Source organism: Paenibacillus qinlingensis (genome assembly GCF_013204845.1).
Taxonomy (GTDB): domain Bacteria; phylum Bacillota; class Bacilli; order Paenibacillales; family NBRC-103111; genus Paenibacillus_E; species Paenibacillus_E qinlingensis.
In genome coordinates this window covers 82,170-105,230 of sequence record NZ_JABMKY010000013.1, presented here as the reverse complement: position 1 = coordinate 105,230, position 23,061 = coordinate 82,170, and the positions used below count along the sequence as shown (strand labels likewise).

General features: G+C 42.4%; 16 protein-coding genes. 2 read left to right on the top strand and 14 right to left on the bottom strand.

The features are described 5' to 3' along the window. Positions 1 to 5 precede the first annotated feature (5 nt). The 7 genes from HQN88_RS22065 to HQN88_RS22035 form a co-directional block, all read right to left on the bottom strand. Positions 6 to 3,119 carry an efflux RND transporter permease subunit gene (locus HQN88_RS22065; protein WP_173116546.1) on the bottom strand — a complete coding sequence of 1,038 codons (3,114 nt, stop codon included), beginning with the start codon at positions 3,117 to 3,119 and terminating at the stop codon, positions 6 to 8. A gap of 107 nt (positions 3,120 to 3,226) precedes the next feature. Next, on the bottom strand, positions 3,227 to 4,621 hold the full coding sequence (locus HQN88_RS22060; protein ID WP_173116544.1) for a sensor histidine kinase: 1,395 nt from the start codon (positions 4,619 to 4,621) through the stop codon (positions 3,227 to 3,229). Then, positions 4,618 to 5,295, bottom strand: coding sequence for a response regulator transcription factor (locus HQN88_RS22055; protein ID WP_173116542.1), 678 nt, complete (start codon positions 5,293 to 5,295; stop codon positions 4,618 to 4,620). The genes HQN88_RS22060 and HQN88_RS22055 overlap by 4 nt, the downstream gene beginning before the upstream one ends. A gap of 29 nt (positions 5,296 to 5,324) precedes the next feature. Then, positions 5,325 to 6,020 carry a 7-cyano-7-deazaguanine synthase QueC gene (gene queC / locus HQN88_RS22050; RefSeq protein ID WP_173116540.1) on the bottom strand — a complete coding sequence of 232 codons (696 nt, stop codon included), beginning with the start codon at positions 6,018 to 6,020 and terminating at the stop codon, positions 5,325 to 5,327. Positions 6,021 to 6,096: 76 nt separating this feature from the next. After that, positions 6,097 to 6,777 (bottom strand): 7-carboxy-7-deazaguanine synthase QueE, encoded by a 681-nt coding sequence (locus HQN88_RS22045; RefSeq protein ID WP_173116538.1) that lies wholly within the window; start codon positions 6,775 to 6,777, stop codon positions 6,097 to 6,099. After that, positions 6,777 to 7,250, bottom strand: coding sequence for a 6-carboxytetrahydropterin synthase QueD (gene queD, locus HQN88_RS22040; protein ID WP_173116536.1), 474 nt, complete (start codon positions 7,248 to 7,250; stop codon positions 6,777 to 6,779). The genes HQN88_RS22045 and queD overlap by 1 nt, the downstream gene beginning before the upstream one ends. A gap of 71 nt (positions 7,251 to 7,321) precedes the next feature. Next, a complete protein-coding gene (locus tag HQN88_RS22035; RefSeq protein ID WP_173116534.1) occupies positions 7,322 to 7,603 on the bottom strand; it encodes a hypothetical protein in 282 nt (93 codons plus the stop codon). 211 nt (positions 7,604 to 7,814) lie between these two features. On the opposite strand from HQN88_RS22035, the gene HQN88_RS22030 reads away from it, so the two are divergent. Beyond that, positions 7,815 to 8,444: a nitroreductase family protein gene (locus tag HQN88_RS22030; RefSeq protein ID WP_173116532.1), complete on the top strand. Its 630-nt coding sequence runs from the start codon at positions 7,815 to 7,817 to the stop codon at positions 8,442 to 8,444. A 78-nt stretch (positions 8,445 to 8,522) separates the two neighbouring features. Here the strand turns inward: HQN88_RS22030 and HQN88_RS22025 are convergent, their stop codons facing one another. Next, complete coding sequence (locus HQN88_RS22025; RefSeq protein ID WP_173116530.1) at positions 8,523 to 9,608, bottom strand: hypothetical protein; 1,086 nt, start codon at positions 9,606 to 9,608, stop codon at positions 8,523 to 8,525. A 154-nt stretch (positions 9,609 to 9,762) separates the two neighbouring features. Between HQN88_RS22025 and HQN88_RS22020 the strand changes: the two genes are divergently transcribed. Further along, the gene (locus HQN88_RS22020) at positions 9,763 to 9,846 is read left to right on the top strand and encodes a YjcZ family sporulation protein (protein WP_420794167.1); all 84 of its coding nucleotides are present in this window, start codon (positions 9,763 to 9,765) and stop codon (positions 9,844 to 9,846) included. 57 nt (positions 9,847 to 9,903) lie between these two features. On the opposite strand, the gene HQN88_RS22015 is transcribed toward HQN88_RS22020, so the two are convergent. The 6 genes from HQN88_RS22015 to HQN88_RS21990 form a co-directional block, all read right to left on the bottom strand. Continuing rightward, the gene (locus tag HQN88_RS22015) at positions 9,904 to 11,385 is read right to left on the bottom strand and encodes a glycosyltransferase family 2 protein (protein WP_173116528.1); all 1,482 of its coding nucleotides are present in this window, start codon (positions 11,383 to 11,385) and stop codon (positions 9,904 to 9,906) included. Further along, positions 11,333 to 13,213 carry a hypothetical protein gene (locus tag HQN88_RS22010; protein ID WP_173116526.1) on the bottom strand — a complete coding sequence of 627 codons (1,881 nt, stop codon included), beginning with the start codon at positions 13,211 to 13,213 and terminating at the stop codon, positions 11,333 to 11,335. Before HQN88_RS22010 ends, HQN88_RS22015 begins: the two co-directional genes overlap by 53 nt. 116 nt (positions 13,214 to 13,329) lie before the next feature. Further along, positions 13,330 to 14,130: a Cof-type HAD-IIB family hydrolase gene (locus tag HQN88_RS22005; RefSeq protein ID WP_173116525.1), complete on the bottom strand. Its 801-nt coding sequence runs from the start codon at positions 14,128 to 14,130 to the stop codon at positions 13,330 to 13,332. A 105-nt stretch (positions 14,131 to 14,235) separates the two neighbouring features. Next, positions 14,236 to 20,859, bottom strand: a complete 6,624-nt coding sequence (locus HQN88_RS22000) for a PKD domain-containing protein (RefSeq protein ID WP_173116523.1) — start codon at positions 20,857 to 20,859, stop codon at positions 14,236 to 14,238. Between the two features lie 30 nt (positions 20,860 to 20,889). Then, positions 20,890 to 22,101 carry an S-layer homology domain-containing protein gene (locus tag HQN88_RS21995; RefSeq protein ID WP_173116521.1) on the bottom strand — a complete coding sequence of 404 codons (1,212 nt, stop codon included), beginning with the start codon at positions 22,099 to 22,101 and terminating at the stop codon, positions 20,890 to 20,892. Positions 22,102 to 22,304: 203 nt separating this feature from the next. Beyond that, positions 22,305 to 23,057 (bottom strand): pseudouridine synthase, encoded by a 753-nt coding sequence (locus HQN88_RS21990; protein WP_173116519.1) that lies wholly within the window; start codon positions 23,055 to 23,057, stop codon positions 22,305 to 22,307. Positions 23,058 to 23,061: the final 4 nt, after the last annotated feature.

Genomic DNA, 23,061 nt, shown 5'->3' with positions numbered 1-23,061 from the left:
CCTCCTTATACCTCTAACGAACTCGTTGTCATTTTTTCTTTGCCTTTTTTCCGATTAAACATGTTGCTAATGCGGTTTTTCATACTTTCAATCAACTCGTAAATAATAGGTACAACGACTAGCGTCAAGAGCGTCGAAGTAATCAAACCACCAATAACAACAACCCCAAGTCCTTTACCGATCAATCCGCCTTCTGCAGAAATCCCGAGTGCTAATGGCACTAACGCCATAATGGTTGCCCCGGCTGTCATGATAATAGGACGAAGTCTGATTTTTCCTGCTTCAATAAGCGCATGACGAACGGTATAACCCTCTTCGCGCAACTGTTGTGCACGGTCAATCAATACGATCGCATTCGTAACAACGATACCAATCAACATGAGGAATCCGATCATGGAAGTTACGGTTAATGGTTCATTTGCAATGACGAGTCCTAAAAGCCCTCCAATAACAGCTAGAGGAAGCGAGAACAGAATTGCAAATGGTGCACTTGCATTCCCGAACGCCAATACCATGATCAAATAGACGACGAAGATCGCAGCAGCCATGGCAACAAATAACTGGGTAAAGCTTTCGTTAACATCTTCGGATACGCCTGTAATTTGTGGTGTAACACCCTCTGGAAGTTCTAGCTCTTTCAAAGCCGTACTTAGCTTCGCACTTACGGCAGTTTTATTGTCTGAATTGATTTTGGCAGAAACTTTCACAAGCTGCGACTGATTCTCTCTTGCTAGGGAGGCAGCGCCTTTCGTTTCATTGATTTTTGCGACTTCTTTCAAAAGAATGGTCGAGCCATTCTGAGCCGTTAACGGAATATTGCCCAACTTCTCAAGGGAATCTTTGTCCGTTTTTTCCAATGAAACCGTAGTTGTATATACAATATTATCGAATTTCATATCGCCTAGATTCTGCTTTGAAATCCAGGTGCGTGCCGCATCTCGAACGGATGCAGCGCTTAAGCCATAGGCTCTAGCTTTCTTCTGATCAACGGCAATTTCAATTTCTGTTTTGGCATCACTCAAATTATCTTCAACTTCGGCAAGCTCAGGGAAAGTGTTTAATTTCTCTTTCACCATTTTAGCGGCTTTCTCTAATTGAAGCTGATCATTACCTTGGAGAGTATAGGCGAAGTCCGTACTCGATACGCCGAAGTCACCTTCCATCGATTTTGGCTCAACTTCAGAACCATTTGGCAGCTCCGATAATATATAAGCTGTCGTTTGATCCTTCACTTGTTCAGGATCCACGTTGTCATTTACTTCAAGGAAAATTTGAGACGCATACGGCGTTTGCTCATCATCATTCCCTGCGTAACCAACAAGCGCTTCAACAAATTTAAATACGGGCTCGCCTTTTGAATCCTTCAGGTCTAATAAGACCGTTTCAATTTCTCTCGTTTTGCTATCTGTTGCATCAAATGACGTAGAGTATGGCAATTTTAATTGGAAATACATGATATGCGATGCAGCTGACGCAGGTAAAAAGGCTACCGATAAGAACGGAATCGTACCAACCATCGTACCAACGAGCAGGACTAAGGCGACTAACAATGTTTTAATTTTATTTTTCAAACTCCACGTGAGCGCTTTTTCATAAAACATCGTCAACTTCGTTGGTGCAGATTCATCATGCTGCACTTTACCTGGTTTGCTGCGCAACACAAGTAATTTAGAAAGCATCGGAATAACCGTTAAGGCTACGATTAAGGAAGAAAGAAGTGCACAAGCAATGGTTAAAGCGAAAGGTCGGAAGAATCCACCTACAACCCCAGTTACCAAAGCAAGTGGGGCAAATACCCCAACTGTAGCTAAGGTAGATGACGTAATCGCCATTGAAACTTGTTTCGTTGCTAAAGCAATAACGGACTCTTTACGCTCCTGCGCTTTTTCCAAGGACGCATAGATGTTTTCAATAACAACAATCGAGTCATCGACAACCCGTCCTACCGCGATAAATATCCCACCAAGTGTCATCGTATTAAGCGTGAGATCTAATTGCGACATTAATAATAAGGTGATCAAAATGGAGAGCGGAATCGAGACGAGAACGATAAGCGTCATTCGTACATTGCGTAAGAAGACCAGAATCATAAGTGAGGCAAGAACCGCACCGACAATCCCTTCACGGACAAGTCCTGAGATGGATTCTTTAATTTGATCGGCACTGTCAAAGGTGCTTTTGAACGTAATGTTCGGTAACGTAGTTTTCCAATCCGTAATGTTCTTCTCAATTTCATCTGAGAACTCAACCGCGTTCGCACTGCCAGCTTTATATAAAATCATTCCAATCGCTGGCTTACCATCCAAGCGTCCGTTGAAATCGGACTCCGTAATGGCTTTTACTTTGGACACTTGATCCAAGGTAACAATGGCACCCGTTGGCGTTGTTATCTCTACTTTTTGTAGATCAAACAGACTGGACAAGTTGCCGGTAACCCGGGTCATTTTACTATTCCCATCGATATCAACCGAACCGATCGGAGTTTTCGTCGCGGCTGTATTAATGGCATTACTCACCATGCCTGGTGATAAACCGTATACATCTAGCGCTGCTGCATCTAGCTCGATATCAAGCGAGGTATCTCTGGCACCGATAATGTCCATATGGTCGATCCCTTTGATACCTTCAAGTCCTGGTTTAATCGTATCTTTGAACGTTTTATCCAGCTCTGTTTGGCTGACTCCCTCGTTCGCATAAGCGACTAAATAATTGGAAGGGAAGGATGCCGCACCGAAGGTAGAAGCTTTAGGCGCAGCTGCTGTAGCTGGTAAGGAAACCGTTGATAAGGCGTCCTGTACGGCTTGCTTCTTTTTGTCGATATCGACATTTTGCTTGAAGAAAACAATAACCATAGAGAAATTATCACTTGAAGTGGATTGCATGGAATCCAAATCTTCTAGATTCGCCAACTTCTTCTCAATGGGTACGGTAACTTCATCCATAACGTCTTTCGGAGCGCCCGTGTAGGTCGTTGTAACGGCCACAACTGGGAAGGAAACGTTCGGCATGTTCTCTTCCTTGAGCTGTGTTGCTGAATACAAGCCGCCTACAAAAAGCATGATCATGATGATGAATAACGCGGAAACGTTTTTCATCGAAAACTGTGTGAGTCGATTCATTCCTGTACTCCCCTCAACTAATGATTGTGAGATCAAGAATACAGGTTCAATATGAACTCAATATGAACAAAACAAAAAAACTTGGTGAACAATCCCAAGTTTCTTGTTCAACTCTTTTTAGTTGGTGAGTGCGTTGTCGGTAACACGATAAGAAATAACGTCCCTTTGCCCACTTCGCTTTGTACTTCAATCGATCCATCGTGCATATCAATGATTTTCCTCACAATGGCAAGTCCTAGACCGCTGCCGCTATCGCGCTGTCTAGCTTGATCTACCTTATAGAAACGGTCAAAAATACGACCTTGTTCTTCGATTGGAATTCCAATCCCATTATCCTGAATCCATATTTGAACCCGGTCTCGCAGTGGAACAAGCTTGATATAAATATGTCCACCTGTAGCTGTGAATTTGATCGCATTACCGATCACATTCATCCAAACTTGACTTAATTGGTCACTATCCGCAAAAATTTTCACACGAGGCAGAGACAGGTCCATATCCAACTCTTTCATCGACCATTGAGGTTCATAGAAAACAACAATACGACGCAACTGCTCGTCCAAATCATAGATCGTAGGATGAAACGGATGATGCTCAGATTCCAAAGATGCCAGCTTCAGTAAATTTTCACTTAGTCGAGACAGGCGTTCACTCTCACGTTCAATGATCTCCAAATACTTAACTCGATCATTTTCAGCGATATCCGACTCTCTTAACGCTTTGGAGAAGCCGCGAATCGAGGTCAGTGGGGATTGAATCTCATGTGACACGTTTGAAACAAAATCCTGACGCATCTGTTCCAACTGCTTAAGCTCGTCAGCCATATGGTTGAAGCTCTCTGCGAGTTTGCCTAATTCATCCTTATTATTCACACTTACATTCACATTGAAATTACCCCGAGCCAGCTTCTCTGTCGCTAGGGTTAGCTTCTTCAATGGATTCACTAGATAACGCGAAGCGATGAGAATAAGTATGCTCCCCACAAGGAGGACGATGGCAAGAACAGATACGATCAAGGTTTGAAGTTGGCTGCGTGCAGCATCTGTGATGTTGGTATGTATGAATAACGCGTAGCTCTGATCACCAACGATCAGCGGCACGCCGACTTTAATACCATTAATCCCGCGTAATGGAGCCGTGTAATCCAGGCTTTTGTAGATATTCCCCTTCAACACATCAGCAACCTCAGACGATTGTATCCGCGGCCTCCCTTTGGCATCCACAGGAAGCTGCCCTAGTGTAGTGCCGCTGGAATCAAATAGGGTGAACAAATAATTTTCGTTCAGTCGATTGCTCCCAGCTACAAAGGAATAGAGGTTCTTTGGTTGCACTTCATTGCTTAACGAGACAATTTGACGTCCAACGGCTAACATCTCGGATTGAAATTGTGTTGAGATCATATTCGTAAAAAAGTACATAGCCAAAGGAAACGCGACAAGCACGCTGGTCAATACAATGGCAAGAAAGGTTAAAACCACGCGCAAATAAAGCGATTTGATCATACCTTCACCTCAAGCCTGTACCCTAGACCCCGAATCGTTGTAATTTGAAAAGCTTCCGTGAAGGACTCGAAACGTTCTCGCAAGCGTTTGATGTGCACATCCACCGTGCGTTCATCGCCTTCATAATCCATGCCCCAGATTTGTTCAATCAGCTGAGTACGCGTAAAGATTTGACCTGCATGACTAGCGAACTTATACAGAAGTTCAAATTCCTTCAACGGCAATGTAACCCGCTGATCTTGATAACGCACTTCATACGTTGTACGATCAATGGTCACACCACCAATAAGAATGACTTGTGAAGAATGAATCCGATATCGCTTTAACAGCGCTTTGACTCTCATGACTAACTCTACGGGATCAAACGGCTTTACTAAGTAATCGTCGGTACCGAGCTGGAAGCCCTTCACCTTATGAACAGACTCACTCTTCGCGGTCACCATCAACAAAGGGAGTTCTGGGTAATGAGATCGCAATTCACGGCACAGTTCCCAGCCATCCATCAACGGCATCATAACATCGAGCACGACTAATTCAGCAGGAACAGATTCCATCAGAGATAGCGCCTCTTGACCATTGCTGGCTTGCACAACCGTTAAGCCTTCCCCTGCCAAATAAACGCGAATCAACTCTCGGATATCAGCGTCATCATCAACAACCATAATACGAGTCATCCAGGCACCGCCTTTCTCCAACCATGCAGCTACGGTAAATAAGCGATCGGATCCTTAGAGCCCGCTTCTTCAAAGCCTTTCAAACGCAATCGGCAGCTGTCACATTCGCCACAAGCTTCTGCTTTTCCATTGTAACAAGATGTTGTCAGTTCATAAGGAACACCGATTTTCAAACCTTCTTCTACGATCTTCGCTTTTGTCCAGGAAATCAGTGGTGTTTCAATCGTAATCCCCTTACCTTCGACTCCAACCTTAGTAGCTAGCGCTATAACCTCTTCTACTTTGTGGATGAATTCAGGTCGACAATCCGGATAACCACTGTAATCTAACGCATTCACACCGATGTAAATTGCCTGGGAGCCTGTGACTTCAGCGTATGAGGTTGCAATGGAAAGAAATAATAGATTACGTCCAGGTACATAGGTTACAGGAATTTCTTCTACCTCAGCCCCGTCCATCACATTGGGTACATCAATCGAATCATCTGTAAGTGCACTGCCACCGAAATCACGCAGGAAATCCAATTTGATGATTTTGTGACGCGCTGCAACCCCGTAATGCTCAGCAACTTGCTTGGCATTCTCGATTTCAATCTTGTGACGCTGTCCATAGTCAAAAGAAATCGGAAACAAGTCATAGCCCGCTTCCTTCGCTAGTCCCATACAAGTTGTACTATCTAATCCGCCGCTGAGAATAATGACGGCTCTTTTTGTGTTTTCACTCATGTTAAGCACCTCTTTATTAGAATCTTTATTAAAATTAGAAAATGGCACTGTACACATCGTGTACAATGCCTGCTGGCTAGACGCCTCGCATCGCTGGGTCCCAAATAATCTTATGCAACTGCATGTTCAGCTTCACCTTCGATAACCCTTCGGCCAGCATTAGATCTACCAGCTTGCGCGGCGGCATCGTTTCCCAGACGGGACTGAACATCGGAAGCGCCTTCGTCGGATACTCTTGAAGTACGTTAACTGCTGTACGGAAGTCGAGATCGCTTCCGATCACGAACTTCAGTTCATCTTGCTCGCGCAGCAGTTCGAAATTGCTGTATATCATCTGATCCATTTCACCGGAATCAGGCAGCTTGAAGTCCATCACATAGCGCACCTTCGGAGAGGATACCTGTGCGATAAATGGAGCAAGGTCAATCGCACCGTTCGTCTCGATGTGCAGGTCGTCGACCTGCTCCAGCTCGGCGAGCGCCTCGATCAACGCGAGTGATTTGTCGCCGTACAGGAGCGGCTCACCGCCTGTCAGGCAAATATGCCGGGAGCGGAACGTCTGAACTTTGCTGATGATTTCAGCAATGGTCATGACGTTCTCGGCTTCCGCAGGCGGGTAGCTGTACGTGGTGTCACACCATGTGCAGCGCAGGTTGCAACCAAAAAGACGGACGAAGATCGTCGGGAACCCGGCACGGGTTCCCTCCCCTTCAACCGTCTCGAAGATCTCGACCATGGGAAGGCGGATGTCTCGCATTACAGATCCTCCTCCATCATCGAGCGTGTGATGGCTGCATAGCTAGTCGGCGTTTCCCATAGGCGAATCTCGTCCAATGAAATGGCTGGATATAAATTCTCATCTAGCAATGCTTGATGAATTTCTTCATAAATCCAAACCACCATATTCTCAGCTGTCGTGTTCATTGGCGGCAATACGTCGTTCAGATAGCGATGATCCAAGCGATCAATCACACGTTCTTTCGTAATTCGTTTGATATCTCCAAAATCAATTGCGATCCCTCGGCTATCCACTTTTCCCCGCATAATCACTTGCAGCTTATAAGTGTGGCCATGCAGACTTTTACATTTTCCCTCATAACAATGCAGATGATGCGCACTGTCAAACGTAAATTCTTTGGAAATCAAAACGGATTTATGGTGATATTTCAATTGGTTCTCTTGGATGTCACGCCCCAATTCTTGCACATTTCTTGGGATTTCATAGCTCATTATTATCACCTCATATATTCAAAAAAAACAGTACTCTACATTATATCATAAATAGCCAGTTTGTCACCTTGCTAGGAAGGCATGGAAGAATTTCGCTCTTTCTTTGGCTTCCAATCTAAGTGTCCGCGGATCTCTTGCATGCGTTCATTCTCATCACGCAAGTCAGCTTCAATTAAAGCAGTCAGCTGATCAATTTGTCCAACTACAGAATCAGGAAGCTCTACTTCTTCAAGTGATTTCACTATATAAAGTAAGCATTGCAGAGTTTCGTCCATAAGGCTCTTCTTTTTCCCCGTCAATACGACTTCGCTCAAAAAAACAAGGTGATTCAACTCTTTTTGTGTTAATTTCAAGAGGAACAACCCCTTTCTTTTTCCATTATCCAACATTTTACGACAACGGGAAAGACTCTCTTGACAATCACAACTATAACATTTATGATTACAGTAATTTGTTACAAAGTTGTTTACAGTTCTTCAATCGAATACTAACAACTTACAAGCATGATTTTCGATGGCTGAACAACAATATATAGAAATTATACTATCCTTGGAGGGATCCGTAATGAGCACTCAAGTACAAAATGAAGTTTTGAAAGTAATCGAAGACCGTCATTCCGTTAAAGCATACCAAGCTGGTCACACTATTCCTAAAGCAGATCTTGATCAAATCTTAACTTCTGCTTCCTTGGCACCATCTGCTTGGAATCTGCAACACTGGAAGCTTCTTGTCATCGACGACCAAGCACAAAAAGAGAAATTGCTTCCAATCGCTTACGGTCAAAAACAAATCGTAGAAAGCTCTGTTGTTATCGCGGTTCTTGGTGATCTTGAAGCGAACAAAAATGCACAAGATGTTTTCGGTCCAGCGGTAGCTGGCGGTTTCCTTCCACAAGCTGTGATGGATACGCTAGTTGCACAAATCGAAGGCGTATACCAATACCCACAAGTTGCTCGTGATGAAGCGATTCGCAATGGTTCCTTGGCAGCAATGAACTTGATGCTTGCAGCAAAAGCACTTGGCTATGACACTTGCCCTATGGGTGGTTATGACGCTGCTAAATTTGTAGAAGCTTTCAATGTTCCAGCACGTTATGTACCTGTTATGTTAATCAGCGTTGGTTTGGCTGCTACACCGGCACGTGCAGCTGGTCGCTTTTCATTGGATCAAATCACAGTGTCTAACTCCTTCTAATAACAAATAAATAAATATAGAAAAGGCATGCCTCTCATGTTAGGATGAGAGATCATGCCTTTTTTTTGTGCGCATCACTTAGTGAAATTGTTCGGTTTCGAACATAATTTCGTCGATGAGTTTGTTCCGGTAGAGCATCGATAAATTAAAGGTCTCGTATTCCTTCTCTTTATCTAACTCATCTAACAACAAGGTGGCAATCAACTCTCGATCATCCGAATCTCCGGGCTCACGAAAATCAATAAATCCTGTAAGCTGCCGCGAGCTGATATCCACCGTTGCGGTTCCAATCGGTAGGCCACCATAGGATTGCTGATAAATCTCGTAAGATAACGTATCCAAATCATCTCTAACCAGAACGATGGAATAGTCATCTCTGGTTGGTATCCACATATCATCTTCGGATTGAATGTCATCCACCAAATCCAGCATATCAATATGCGTTAATTCCACCGTATCAACGGTTTCTCCATTAAAACTCATGTGGAACACGAACGAATCTGTTTGTTCTTCATTGAAATCTGCCACTATGAGTTCAGTGACTATATCCATCTCTTCATCAAAAGGATCGAATTTCCACGTAATATCCCCGATCACTTCGGATCCATAGATATGCAGAATTGCTTCTGCGATCAACTCGGCGTCCTTATCATACACGTGATATTCGACACTACTTCTGTTTTCATTTACAATGACGAGTTCGTACCCCTGTTCTTTCTTCCGTTCTTCCAGCATTTCCAGCTGTTCCGAAGACCGTTCTGACTCCCCATCATCTAAGCTAATATCTTCCCGGAGCCATGAGTAATCTAATCCATCATCATGCAGAAGATCTACACTCGATATGTAATCCTCTTGATACGTCGACGGCTCGACGGCATGCTCCGTCACAATGACAAAATCATAATCACTATAGCTCACCGTAACCTCGCACTGGGCAATTCCAAGCGCATCAATCACATCCTGAATATAGGACTGAGCAAAATCATAAACCGCTTGCTTATTTACAATCGTGATGGATTGTTGCTCCAGATGAATCGCGCCTTTGAGACGATCCGATTCCCTGTAGACTAGCGTTAACGTACCGACAAACTCCCCATTGTACATAATATCGCAGACTTCACCGCCTGCTGTTTTCAGGTCGGGTCTTAGCATAATATCGGCCACGACTTCGTCGCCTCCTCTACAGATCTTGTGTCATTCTTCTGTAGCATGCCCATTATCGACCAAAATATGAGTAATCAGGATATTCGTCTATACACTTCTGCCCCCACTTACATATCTTATCTTATATCACTCACCACGAAAGGAGGGAATGTCCATGTCAGCAGTAGGAACTTCATCAGCTGCAATTCTCGTACTTTTTATCCTTCTTGTTATCATCACTAGCGCATTTGTTATTTAATCGATGAGCTAAAAGCAAAAAGACGGTCACCAGCCCAATGAGGCATGGTGATCGTCTTTATTTTTTAGGTTGTTGTTCGACCTGGTTTAGCCGTTGTCGTTCTATTTCAATGGCATTTAGTTTAGACGTTAAGATCTCCGTTGCACCCGGTTTTCCCTTGAGCTGCGAGAAAATCTGCTTCGCCCTTGCAAGCTTCCCCGAACGCATGGCTAACTCACCGAGTGACGTGGCTGCCTTCCACTCGCCAATATGGTAATCTGCGCTAACACTGCCGCGGTAATTAGGCAAACTGGTCAAAGACTGCTTAATACTCGCTTCTGCTAATCGCAGCAGTTCATCTGCTTGTCTCATTCTTACTTGCGCGAGCAAATAATGAACATCAGGGAAATCAGGTGAATGCGCCAACGCTTTGTGGCAATAAGCTTCTGCTTCCGCGAAGTTTTTGCGCTGTATCATGATTTGAATGAGAAGTCGATAGATCTCCGCCATCCGGCCGAATAGAGGGGTTTGGATGCCTAAGCGCTCGGCTTCAAGTAGGGCTGCTACCGCTTGCTCCTCTAGCCCGAGTCCAAGTGATTCCCGACCGTAAAATAACCTGTGACCTGGATTCTCAGGCTCTTCTTCGATCATAAGCTTAAGCAAACGAAGATTCCGCTCTAGCTTTCCTTTGCTTTGAATAACAACTGGATCATACCCGTTATGATCCAGTCGAATTTTTACAGCTCTTCGATATGTATCGAGCTGATAGACCCCTTTGTCCGTAGCAATTTGCTCATGGATGCGACCATAGTACCGAAGTCCTCTTTGTGCAGGAAACATTCGCACTTGAGAGAAATCATGTTGAACGGTTCCGTTTATGCGATTCAAATGCCAGACATGCAGAGCTGGGATGATTTCCGATTGGTTAAACACACTAGCAGCCTCGCGAATGGCATTGACATCTTCTGGTATCAAAACCTCATCGGCATCGATCCATATAACCCAATCTGTCGTCACATGTTGAAGACCTATGTTACGCGCGGCGCCAAAGTTATCTTCCCACACGATCGGAACAACCCTTACCTTCGGATACTGCATTGCTATCCTGCGTGTATCGTCTGTCGATGAATCCACAAGCAGGATTTCATCGACAGCTCCTTGCAGGGCAACGATACACTTTGCGATGTTCGCAGCTTCGTTATGCGAAAGAATCGCCGCGGTCACCGTCACCTTGGGAACATACAAGAGATCCTCGATGTCTGGTCTCGGCTCGCCAAGCGGCACCTCCTGCATCGCCTTGTAGATGTGATTCACCCATTTCGCCTGCGGGTCTAGCAGCCACGCCCGGTCGAAAACCCGCTTCGCGGCGCCAGCTTGTTGCTGTAGGAGCAGCGTTTCACCGAGCAATACCCAAAGCTGCGCTTCGAGAGGCTTGCGGCCGATGGCTTGGAGGAGCTCCGTTTCAGCTTCTTGGGGTTTGTTTGACTGGATGAGAGAGATGATGTGGTTATGGCTGGACATATGGTTTAATGAACGGTACTTGGAATACTTTAGCACCATTAAAAGGATCGATATTCAGAAGCACTTGAGAGCCCTGCGCTGCTTCATATCGGAATACGCCGGTAACGGTCACGACTTGGGTAGGTTGATCTTTCCAATATTCTAGAAAAACATCCTGTATTCGTTCTGAAGTTATGAAACTTCCGAGTTCACCTGCTCTATTCTCCCAATATGTATCAGACACTTCTGGATATAAACGTTTTATGTGAACTGTTGGAATGTTAGAGTTTGCCAAAGGCGTTAGTGCTGGAGAGACTAGTCTAAAATTAAAATCATCTAGATACAAATTACCAGGTATGGAATCGTGCGCATAAACTTTTACCTTCGAAATATTAGGGTTAATTTCATTTGCAAAATCAAATTTGAGATTATCATTTTGATAGACATATGCCGTGACCGAAGTAGGATTATTATTCTGAATATCACTCAGATTAACTAGCATTTTATTTCCATTAAATCCTTTATCACTCTTATAGTTCAAAGTATACGAACTAGTTCCTGCACTGTTGCTTTGGTACATATCAATCGTAGCAGGGAATGGATCTATCGTTGTATGCTGAATATAAACATCAAGATTCGTTTCTTTACCTGAAATCTCAGCAGTAATCCCTCTAATATTCCGTACAGTATCTTGTGTATCCATCTGTTGGGTTAACAACTCATTTAACTTGGTCCATGTAATCTGACTCGCATCATTGTCCAGATAAAGTGTGGCCGTATGTGGTGTGTATAAACCATACTCGACAGAAACCGAATAATCTAAATCTCCCTCACTATAGAAAATCTCATTGAGGTCAATTTCCGCGTCATTTGACAAGTAAAGGGTAGGAGAAACGTCTGGCATTCTAAAATGATTTCCAACTACACTCGTTGGTTTAAATTGCGGAGCTGCTACATACGGGTTGACGTGAATAGGAATATGTCCTTTCGTAAATCCCCCCTCATGATCCGTAACAACTACATCTAGGTAAGCAGTTCCTTCTGTAACAGGCACAACTTCTTGGTCTACAAGTGCTTCACCTTCATAAATTGGTGTAACATTAATACTCGCATTGCTTTCAACAGAGACTAGTGAGAGACAACTACGTGTAAACTCACCGCCTTCTTCTCCTTCTTCTTCTCCTTCTTCTTCTCCATAACATAAAATACTATAATCATCACTGAAATAACTACCAATCTGATACTTAATGGACCACGAATCAATGGGGACCCCAACCTCAGCCTGAAGAACGGATGGAGACGTTGGTATAATTGGATAAGGAGGGGTGTTATCAGTATTGTAAGAAAATGGTTCTGTGTTTTCCACGGTTTCTGGGGCAATATTTTGAAGGATAGCAATCGTATTGTCCTTGCTTTGTGTCGGTTGTATGAGTAAATCAAAAGCCTTCACAATGTCAAATTTGTAAGCATCCGGATTCGCTGTATTAGCAACAACGATAACTTTAAACGTATCCGTAAAATTTACATATCCTTCCTGTTCATCAGAATGTCCGATCCCAGATACAGTAAATGTTGCATCACCAATGTCTAAAGCCCTTACTTCATAAATTCCTTCATCCCAAAATGAAAAACCAGCCTTTACATTCTCCGACCCACTCGTTGTGATATGAATGTTTTCTGCTTGATATAATGCTTGAAAATCAAAGTACTTCACGCCATTTTTCGGCAAAACAATCGTATGTATTTTGTCTAGATTTACTGGGGGAGGAGTTCCTATAGGAGTCGCATAACTGTACTGTGAAGGAGCTAGTACCAACGGAGCAGCCAAAACTGCTGTACTGGCAATCGTCCCTATCAACTTCTTCTTCGAAATAAGTTTTTTCTTCATTATTACACCACCATCATCTATTAGTCTTTCTCTCATTCTATCATACGAAATATGCACTAAAAACCCCTAAAACGACAAAAAACCTCAAAAAACGAGGTTTTCGACCGATTTCTTATTTAAAAACAGTACTTTCGAATCGCTTCATGTACGCCCTCATCATTATTGGAAGAAGTCACGGCATCCGCGGCTTCTTTCACATCGATCGGCGAGTTCTCTACTGCAATCCCTAACCCTGCAAAATTCATCATTTCCAGATCATTATAGTAGTTACCGATGGCCATAATTTCTTGCGCTTCAACGTTTAATGTAGCTGCCAATGCCTTCAACGCGTTACCCTTATTGGCAATCGGATTCATCACATCAATGAACAAATCTCCACTGCGAATCATCCTCAAATTCCCATAGAGCTTCTGCTTCTCCCACTCCACTTGAACACGATCCAACACCTCAGGTTGAGCAAAAAGTGTAAATTTAACAATCGGCACGCCGAGCTCGGAAACAGATGTAACAAGTTTAGGATTGATGAGAAACTTCTGATACATCATCTTCTCATACTCACCGGCACGTTCAATATACATATTAAATGCTGTACACACATCGAAATGAATCCCTTCACGGCGAGCATAAGCCAACATACTTTCGATTTCGCTAATTTCAAAAGAGAACTCATTCACCAACGACTGTCCTCGCTCATCGGCATGAACGGTTACCGCTCCATTATGCGTGATCATCGTTCCTTCTAAGCCCAACTGCTCAAGGATCGGCAACGTACTTGCCGGTGCTCTCCCCGTACAAAGGACAATATGACAGCCTTGATCATGAACCTCTTGTATCGTTTCAATCGTTTGATCCGATAATTCGTGATGATCGTTAAGTAGTGTCCCATCTACATCTAGTGCGATTAATCGATAGTTCAAGGTATTCGCTCCTCGCTCTTTTCTTATCGACTAATTGTACCATAGGTACAAAATCAGTTCATCGTTTTTACAATAACAACAACGACTTCCCAAGATCTAACTTCGTTATTGCACCCGATGAACACCAACCGATTGCTGAGCATTCCCAATGATTTCGATAGGAATATCTTCCTTTTTCACAACACCATTACTATATCTAATCTGAAAATGAATCGTTTGTGCGCCTAAGGGTAATCCTTCCGTTAGAGATTGGAATTGGCTATCAAATAATTCACCACGAAACAGGGTAGTATCACTGGATTGTGGTTTCAACTTTTCAAAAACATATAAGGTATGACCATCCAAACTAATCGTATCGATCCAAGCGAGGACCTCGTCAACCGAGGCGGATGCGCTCTGACTTTTTACAACAAATATCTCCCCTGAATAAAATTGTTTTGGATTTACTTGTGTTTGGTGCCCTTTCTGATTATGCACAATCAACCAATTGTCCGTGTAAGTAACAACAGAATTTATTGTCAAAGGCATCGCAGTGATCGTTTTGACTACCGTCGATGTAAGAAAACCATCTGTAGCGGTGAGTGTAACTTTGTAATTACCAGGCTGAGAGAACTTTTCCATGAAATTTGTAGTTGTAAAAGGCTTAGTAACCCCATCTGGTCCCTGAAAGGTCCATAAGTATGAAAGCGCATCGCCATCAGGGTCAGTCGAAGTATTGGTGCTCTGCACCTCATCTCCTTCCCATACTGGCTTAGGAGCCCAGTCAAAATTGGCAATAGGAGGTCGATTGATATATAACCAAGTTTGTGGTGAGTAATCTGACCAAATTACCCCATCGAACACCCTTACACGAACTCTTAATTTATGACCTACCGGTAGATCAGTGTTTACTGTCCAACTTCCGATTAATGACGATGAGCCTTGATAATATTGGCCTGAGTCTACAATCAAAGTATCGTTGGTTTCATTCGTGATTTGAATTTGAAAGTACGTAAATGTAGTACCTGGATCCGGATCTGTTTGATTCCATTTCAGCGTTGGCCGCAACGTACTAAATCGTGTTGGCGAAGCTTGAGTCCCATTGGGTTCCAACATAATTGCTGTTGGTTGACGGTTTGTAATCATCCACCCAACGTTCGACCAAGGCGACCAAGCTATTCCATCGGAAACCCTTACCTGAACTTGGTACTTCTGTCCTTGCGCTAGTGTTTGTGATGTAATCCATTCTTGGGTAGTTGAGCTAGTTCCTTGTGGCTTAATACCACTGTCAACTACAACATTTCCTAATTCATCTTTTATTACGACTTGGAAAGCGGCAAACGTTGTACCTGGATCTGGATCCGTTTGATTCCAAGTATTTGTAGGTGTTAATGTGTTCACATAACTAGGACTTGCTTGCGTTCCATTTGGAAAAGTAAGTAGAGCTGCTGGCAGTTGATTCGGCAACGGAATCGTAATGTTGATTGTTTGTTCAACCCAATCTGACCAAGCTCCATATTCATCGGCCACCGCAGCTCTGACGGTATATAGCCCAGTTTCAGTAGGCCTTGTGAGCTTTCCTAGTTGAGTTACGCCACTTGGCGTTGTATAGCTGTACCTATTGTTGAAAATACCTCTGGTGGTCTGATAATTTCTCCCTGTCGCTTCTGTTGAATAATTTGCCGCGCTAAGCCAGCGATCGGGATCGTAACCTGTTTCCGTCCATTGAATCGTATGATCTGCATTCTCAGCAATCGTAAATTGTTCTATTGGTCTTCTGTGAACAAGGATGGAATGAGTTGCAGGATCGGACATTTTCTGAAACATGGCAAACACAGACGATGGATATTTGAATCCAGCGGGTGCAGGGTCGTCCGGTTCTTGGAATTCAACTTTGAATACCCCCACCTTTGAAATACTAGGACTTGGCGATTGAATAACAATGCCATTATAGCTGTTAGTTCCTACAGGATCGGAAGCACCATCCCCAGCATTTAGAAATTTATACGGTTCCATATTCGTAAATTTCCATAGGGCTAGATTAGGAATAGCAGGATCGTTCTCTGGATCAAGATAACTTGTACTATAGGTAATTGGCATATTTACAATGGCTTGATTGGCAACTGCCGTATCACTACTCTCGTAAATCATAGCATTGAAATCTTTTAACTCTACGTACGGGGATTCTGAGTAAAGGCCGTAAGATCCTGCAACCGCAAAAGTATCATCGTAAGTATCAATGATTGGAATTCCAGCTGCGTAGACGATAATGTGATTAGCTCTTACCTTGGCTTTGATATCCGTGTACACCCCGAGCTTCGAATTATAATTTTTGCTCATAATCGTAGATGAAATACCATTAACTATTTTGGTCAACTTGATGAGATTCGGTGTCATTTCTACTCTGTACATGTTTTTGTTATTTTGCACTCTAAAACCGATGCCTGCTGTGACGCTATCGCTATAAGTATTATAATTAAATTTGGTTCTCATACTGATATCACCGTTATACAGACTAGCATCATTGTTAGAAAGAAAACCGTAACTACTATTTCCAGTTATGTTGTTTACGTCTGTTTTCACAGACAAAATCCATTCATACCTACTCTGAGTACCTCCGTAATCTGCATTTCCTTGATACACAACTTTGATTGTGCCGTCCTCTGTCAAGTTAATGCTTTTTATACCATATGTGTTACTTCCATTTCCTGAATCGGAGAAATTCGAAAAAGCCAATCCTGTTGGTATATCCACTTCTTTGACACCCGTAGTCATATCGTAGGCTAATATGTTCGTTTCGCCGTTACCTATTATCAATTTTCCGTCTGAGGATATTGTAGCTTTTGGAGTTGGACTTCTATATGTGATGTCGCCGTCATCTGGCCAATAATAAATTAAATATTGGTAAGTTTTCACTCGATCTATTGTTGTCGTTTGTCCCGATCCTAGATCGTAGAACATCAAATCCCAAAAACCATTCTTACCAACCGTGGTGTAATAACCGCTCTCTACCGTCTGTTTGATATAAGCAATACGATTATTAAAAACTCCTAAGTAGTAAATTAAATTATTGTGGGGATCTGCGGGATTCCCGCCGCCTACTAGATCTATCGCAACAGTACCTGTATTTGCATTTAAAACTACTCTTACAGCGCCGTATTTAATAACCATCTTAGACTCATTATCAGAGAAGTAATCTATGCTGATACCTGTCCGATTATATGTCCAAGAAGCTAGGGTAGGTGTATATTCCCACATGACAACGCCACCGCTGTTATATTTTACAAGGCTGCACGAATGTGCGTAATTGTCATATGTTCCGTAGTCGCACTTATTCTTGTAGACATTGCCACCTGAGTCCCTATTGAAAGGCGAACTAAACTGAGTGGTTCCGCGCGGAACTATATAACCGTCCCAATCATGCCAGTAATCCACCGAGTCCATAAGACTCACCGCATTTGTAATATCAGGATTCGGTCCGGTAAACATGGTTGGATATGTAGTTGGTTCTGGTGGTGGACAAGTGGGAGAATCAGACCATGCACTTCCACATGTTAACGTTTTGGTGCCCGTATATGCGGGAGTTACCAACTGGTTCGTATCGTTCTTCGTAAAATTCAAGATGTCAGAAATTCTGGTTATAATCTCATTATAAGCACTATTTTGCCAGTATGAATTATATCCACCCTGTCTTTGAAATATCATATCCGAATTATATTCCGTCTTGATAGCCGAATTAAGTTTTGGTATTACCGGCTCTCCCCAACCGCCATTGTTATTAATTTGTGGCGCGGCACTGTGCGTCGATCCATAGGGCATTTGAGGATTGTCTTCATTATAAAAGTAGATGGCATCGCCATTTTGCGCTGATTTCCAAAGATGTTTGGCAATTCTATTTTCTTTGTTAAAAGCAGCATAGTAACCATCTAATTTTCCTGTATTACCACAATCATGACAATAACCCTTGTATGTGCTAAACCATTTTGTTACTACATTGGAACTAGTTATTGACTTATACGGCTCGTAATTTGTCATATTCTTCGTACTAATCGAGTTGTCGCCAGAATTATAATTATATAGTTTTGGTGCCGAAGTCCTTGTTATTGAAGAGGCTGCCCATGTTGCCGAATTAACCAATGTATTAGCTGTTGGCGTAACGGACATTATGTTCGCTGGTTCAGGTTGTACACCAAAAGCTGAGAAATCAACTTCGGGCATTTGGTTGATTACTTCGAATGGAAAATCTTTATCCGTTGATTTCATTAGACCAAGACCTTCTTTTAGATGAATGTGAATATTACAAGTCTTCGCTACTTGAGTTGGTGTGTATGTAAAGTTTCCATTGCCATCAGGGGTCATATTAATTAATGTGTCATCTGCTAAAGAGCCATTATTGTTGTTGTCGCAGGCTAAAGTAACTGTGTGCTCCGAAATTGGATCACTATCGGGGCTATATGATTTGTCTTGGAAAGACATGGAAACATTTCGTATCCCAATATCGTTATAGTCTAGTTGTGCCACAGGTAGTAAGTCTTCTAAGACGTTCAGCCTAGAATGCGCTGTATCAAGGGACCGCAATCCTGCGCTATCTGTTACATCCAGTTGAATGTTGTAATCACCGAAAGCTGGATATATAGGCAGTTTAGTTCCGTGCCAGTCACAATTCGATATTGTCCTAAATTTATACGGACTGTAACTATTAGTACAGCTAATATCTGGCGTAAATAATCTGCCTTCGACTACTTTAGGCGGTAATGTAATGATGGGGACTGGATTCGGAGGTACAACGCTCATGGTTGCCGAAGTTTGTGACTGATTACCACATTTATCCGTTGCCGTTACCTTGATACTATGTGTACCAAGAACATTTGCATTGAAATTGTATGTCCATCCATTTGGTTCATGATCCCATAAATCATAATCGGTTCCCAGTTGTCGTACCCATGAACTCGAGCTCCCTGGGAAATCCCAGGTAAGAAAATAAGGATCTCCATCAGGATCATAAGGTTCGTCATGATCCCCAGGAATCATAGCTGATTTTTGAATGACTCGCAGCCAAACACGTTCATCTACAGCAAACATACTCTCAGGTACAATGCTTCCACCATCATAAGCTTGGAACCAACCAACACGTACGACCGGTGGGCTATTAGATCCTACGCAAGATGCTGGTGAAATAACCTGGAAAGTCTTTGGCACTGCATTAGCTTCCCCACCACACGTGGACGTGACTTTAAGTGAGACACTGACAGTTCCGATTGTCATCCAACCAGGATCTGGTGGTAAGCCACCAACATTGAATGAAAAAGCGCCAGTATTTGAATAGACCTTTGAGTTTCCATTTTGTGAAACCGTATAGATAACATTTTGAATTGCACAACCATCACCACCGGTAACAGAAATGCCATCGGCCATAACACCGTTGTAACTCCCGAATTCAATTGAGGGTTTTTCGATTTTAAACTTGGCTGTAATTTCTTCTTTAGAAGGGGGTATGGAGCAGGTAGATTGGGGAGTGATTGTAATGGTTTTAGTGTTGTCAGAGGTGTTCGATTCACCTGTTATAGGATTAATGAGGATAGATATTCCATAAGGGGAAGTTCCTGAGAAGGATTTGGTGAAGTTACCAGTCTTTTTCTCGCCTGCGTTTATACCTGTGTAGTTAAAGGTGTTGAGTACAATGCCGTCTATTAAGACTTTTACGTTGAAGGAAGTTGTAACATTTGTTCCACCTGTATTTGTAAATGAAAAGTGAAAATTTGTTGATTTGTTTACCTCAATGCATTGCCCTTCTTCATCAAGGATAACGTTACCCAAATTAGGTGGGCCAGTTGCGGTTTCATAAGTGATTTTAATGTGGTCTGGGTATTTGTAGGTTTTGGATTTTAAATTGACTTTAAAGGCCGCGTAGTAAACCATGACTTTTGCGCCGGGAAGTCCGAGTTGTTTGGTATAGTCGGATTCGTAGTTTAAATCTTGAGTATAAAATACTTCGTATCTGTCTGAAGTAATACCTTTTGTTTCAATATAATGTGTTTTAGATGCAACAGTTACACCGTCATCAACACCCGCTGGTCCAGAAACACTTGCGTCTGTAAAGATTTGTGCTGTTGCAGTTATATCAGATGCATTGACCACTGATGAAGGTATAGGAGTTCCACTAACTGTCGTGTAACCTACTTGCCTATTCGCTGTTAGAGATAAACCTGCCCCCAAGCAATTTGGACTTTTAGGCATCATAGATCCATTAACATTTTCAGTGTAGTCTCGCCCTGAGTGATCTGAACAGCCAAGTGCACCATCTTGATACCAATCCAGAGTTTTACCTGAAGTGCCAGGAGCATAGCGATACCAAGCGAAATATCCTTGTGCTGAATCATTGCCGATGGACTCGACAACGACAGGGTCTCCTGTTAAATTTATCCCTACTGTACTCCAACTAGATAAACCTACAGCAGAATCAATTTTCATAACAGGTTGTGTGTCCCCGTTCATATAAAAACCAATTTCCTTGATTACTTTTCCGACAGGTGCAGTTACAGAAAAAGGGTTTGTAGTTGTACTTTTTGCATCACTATATATAGCCTGATAGCCAGCTTGATAATTTCCAGTGTATGTCATATTTCTTGTTTCATCAGCAGCAGAAGCGTTTGCAAATAGCCAACTAAATTCCAGATAATTAAGTGGTATAATTTGCATTGCGATTATTATAATTAGACAAATACTAATATGCTTTATTTTAGTCGGCAACAGAGATCGCCTCCGTTTCTAGTGAGCGTCTTATTTTTTGGGAATTAAACTGTAAAATATTTTTTTGTTGTAGTTAGGTGCTGGTGGTATTGCAGGGGCGCTAATTGATATACCTGCATAGGAACTCAGAACACTCTTATTTTTAGAGATAATGATTGCGGGCACGTCCCCTAATTTATTAATAAACAAATGTGTAGGAGTATTTAGTTCTCCATCTATCATCGCTTGAGGATCACCATTTTCAAAACCATATAACCCAAATTTGGGGAGCGTAGATGTGTTTTTATATATAGTAGTATCATTGTTGTAATCTACATGCCCCTTAAAATAAAGAACATAGCTATTCATGTATCCATCTTTTACAAACTTACTAGTCTTAACAGTCATGCCGTTATGCCATTTGAGCTTACTTATATCCCCCAATAGCCCTAAATTGGGATCGTTCGGATCTTCTAAATCTATTGCAACAATCTGATCCATCGTTCCCTTATACAATCCATCACCAGTCTCTAGTGTAAGATTAGCAAGATTCCACTTTTCGATCTGTTCCCCTCCAAAAACATGTGGCATAACCGTAAATATATTCGTGTGTTTCAATTCCAGTTCAGCATTTCCAACGGCATACTTATCAATTTCTAGAGAGCCACCTTGATTCACTTTAAGAATACGTTCAATGATGGTTACTGATTGTGCACGTGTAGTCGAGTTAGCTGGCTCTAATGCTCCTTTTGCTAAGCCTTGGATAAGTCCTATTTTCGCTGCGTTATACATAACTGAATCATTGTCAATTTGAATCGCTTTGTTTTGTAAAGTTACATCAGTAGCCCGCAATGAAATACGCGACATTTCCAACCGAGTAATCGGATCATTTAATTTATCAATCGAGAAATCCGATTCTCTAAGAATACCTTTGTTTATAGCAGCTGTTACATATGGAGAAGACCAATCCGATCCTGATGAAACACTTTTTAGAGGTTCCTTAATCGCGGTTACAACCATTTTCACAAACTCAGCGCGAGAAACATTTTTTTCAGGTTTAAATGTAGAGTCCTCATATCCGTCAATATATCCTTTTTTCATAGCGCCTTCTATTGCAGCCATAGCCCAGTGATCTGAAACGTCCTTTAATTTTATCGCAGTGACTAGGCTCGGAGTTGGTATTAGTGCATCTGCGGCTGAAGTCGAAGATTGACAAGCAGTGAATAAAAATACAGTTGATAGCAGAATACATGTTTTTTTCAAATTGAACTCCCCCTATTGTGTATACCCAATTATTGGTAGTATCTCATTTCATAATTGTAAATGTCTACCTATTTTCGACATATTTCCACCAAAAAAAAGCAAAACCGCCTAGCATTGCTAAAAATCAGCAATAACTAGGCGGTTCTTCCGCACAAATTAATTTCATTATTAAGAAAATACCATAATTTAGTATTTTTGTATAGTTAATTTTGATTCTCGTTTGCATTCCGTAAAGCAGAGAGCTCTTCGGGGCTTAATTCTCTGACTTGACCTAAACCCAGACCAGGATCTAATCCCAGCGGCCCCATCGAAATTCTTTTTAAAAAAACGACTTGCTTGCCAACTGCTTGGAACATCCGTTTCACTTGATGAAACTTACCCTCCATAATCGTTAGTTCGATCTCAGAAGGGATCCCAGCAGCTTCATTTCCGACCTGTAAAATCTTCAAATCACCAGGTAACGTCACATAGCCATCATCTAAGGTTACACCTTGGCTAAAAGCCTCCCGATCCGCTTCGTTAACTTCCCACTCAACTTTAGCGTAATAGGTCTTCGGAACGTGCTTGCGAGGTGAGAGCAGGTTATGGGCCAGTTTGCCATCATTTGTGAGCAAAAGAAAGCCTTCGGTATCCTTGTCCAATCTACCTACTGGGAACACTTCGAACGGAGCATATTCCTCGTCCAAAAGATCCACAACCGTACGATCCCGATTATCTTCGGTTGCCGAGACAACCCCTTGCGGTTTGTTCATCATCAGATAAACAAACTCACGGTAAGTGACGACTTCTCCATTCACGGTAATGTTGTCCTTATCAGGATTCACTTGCATACCGCTGTCTTTGACCTTCACACCGTTAACATATATTGCACCTTCTTTGGCGAGGCGCTTAAGTTCAGAACGTGTGCCAACGCCCACATGGGCGAGTATTTTATCGAGTCGTTGTGTTTGTTTCATGACC

Excerpts from the sequence above, each read along its gene's own strand:
- HQN88_RS22065 (WP_173116546.1), bottom strand. The coding sequence starts at position 3,119 with ATGAATCGACTCACACAGTTTTCGATGAAAAACGTTTCCGCGTTATTC.
- HQN88_RS22060 (WP_173116544.1), bottom strand. The coding sequence starts at position 4,621 with ATGATCAAATCGCTTTATTTGCGCGTGGTTTTAACCTTTCTTGCCATT.
- HQN88_RS22055 (WP_173116542.1), bottom strand. The coding sequence starts at position 5,295 with ATGACTCGTATTATGGTTGTTGATGATGACGCTGATATCCGAGAGTTG.
- queC (WP_173116540.1), bottom strand. The coding sequence starts at position 6,020 with ATGAGTGAAAACACAAAAAGAGCCGTCATTATTCTCAGCGGCGGATTA.
- HQN88_RS22045 (WP_173116538.1), bottom strand. The coding sequence starts at position 6,777 with ATGCGAGACATCCGCCTTCCCATGGTCGAGATCTTCGAGACGGTTGAA.
- queD (WP_173116536.1), bottom strand. The coding sequence starts at position 7,250 with ATGAGCTATGAAATCCCAAGAAATGTGCAAGAATTGGGGCGTGACATC.
- HQN88_RS22030 (WP_173116532.1), top strand. The coding sequence starts at position 7,815 with ATGAGCACTCAAGTACAAAATGAAGTTTTGAAAGTAATCGAAGACCGT.
- HQN88_RS22020 (WP_420794167.1), top strand. The coding sequence starts at position 9,763 with ATGTCAGCAGTAGGAACTTCATCAGCTGCAATTCTCGTACTTTTTATC.
- HQN88_RS22015 (WP_173116528.1), bottom strand. The coding sequence starts at position 11,385 with ATGGTGCTAAAGTATTCCAAGTACCGTTCATTAAACCATATGTCCAGC.
- HQN88_RS22010 (WP_173116526.1), bottom strand. The coding sequence starts at position 13,213 with ATGAAGAAAAAACTTATTTCGAAGAAGAAGTTGATAGGGACGATTGCC.
- HQN88_RS21990 (WP_173116519.1), bottom strand. The coding sequence starts at position 23,057 with ATGAAACAAACACAACGACTCGATAAAATACTCGCCCATGTGGGCGTT.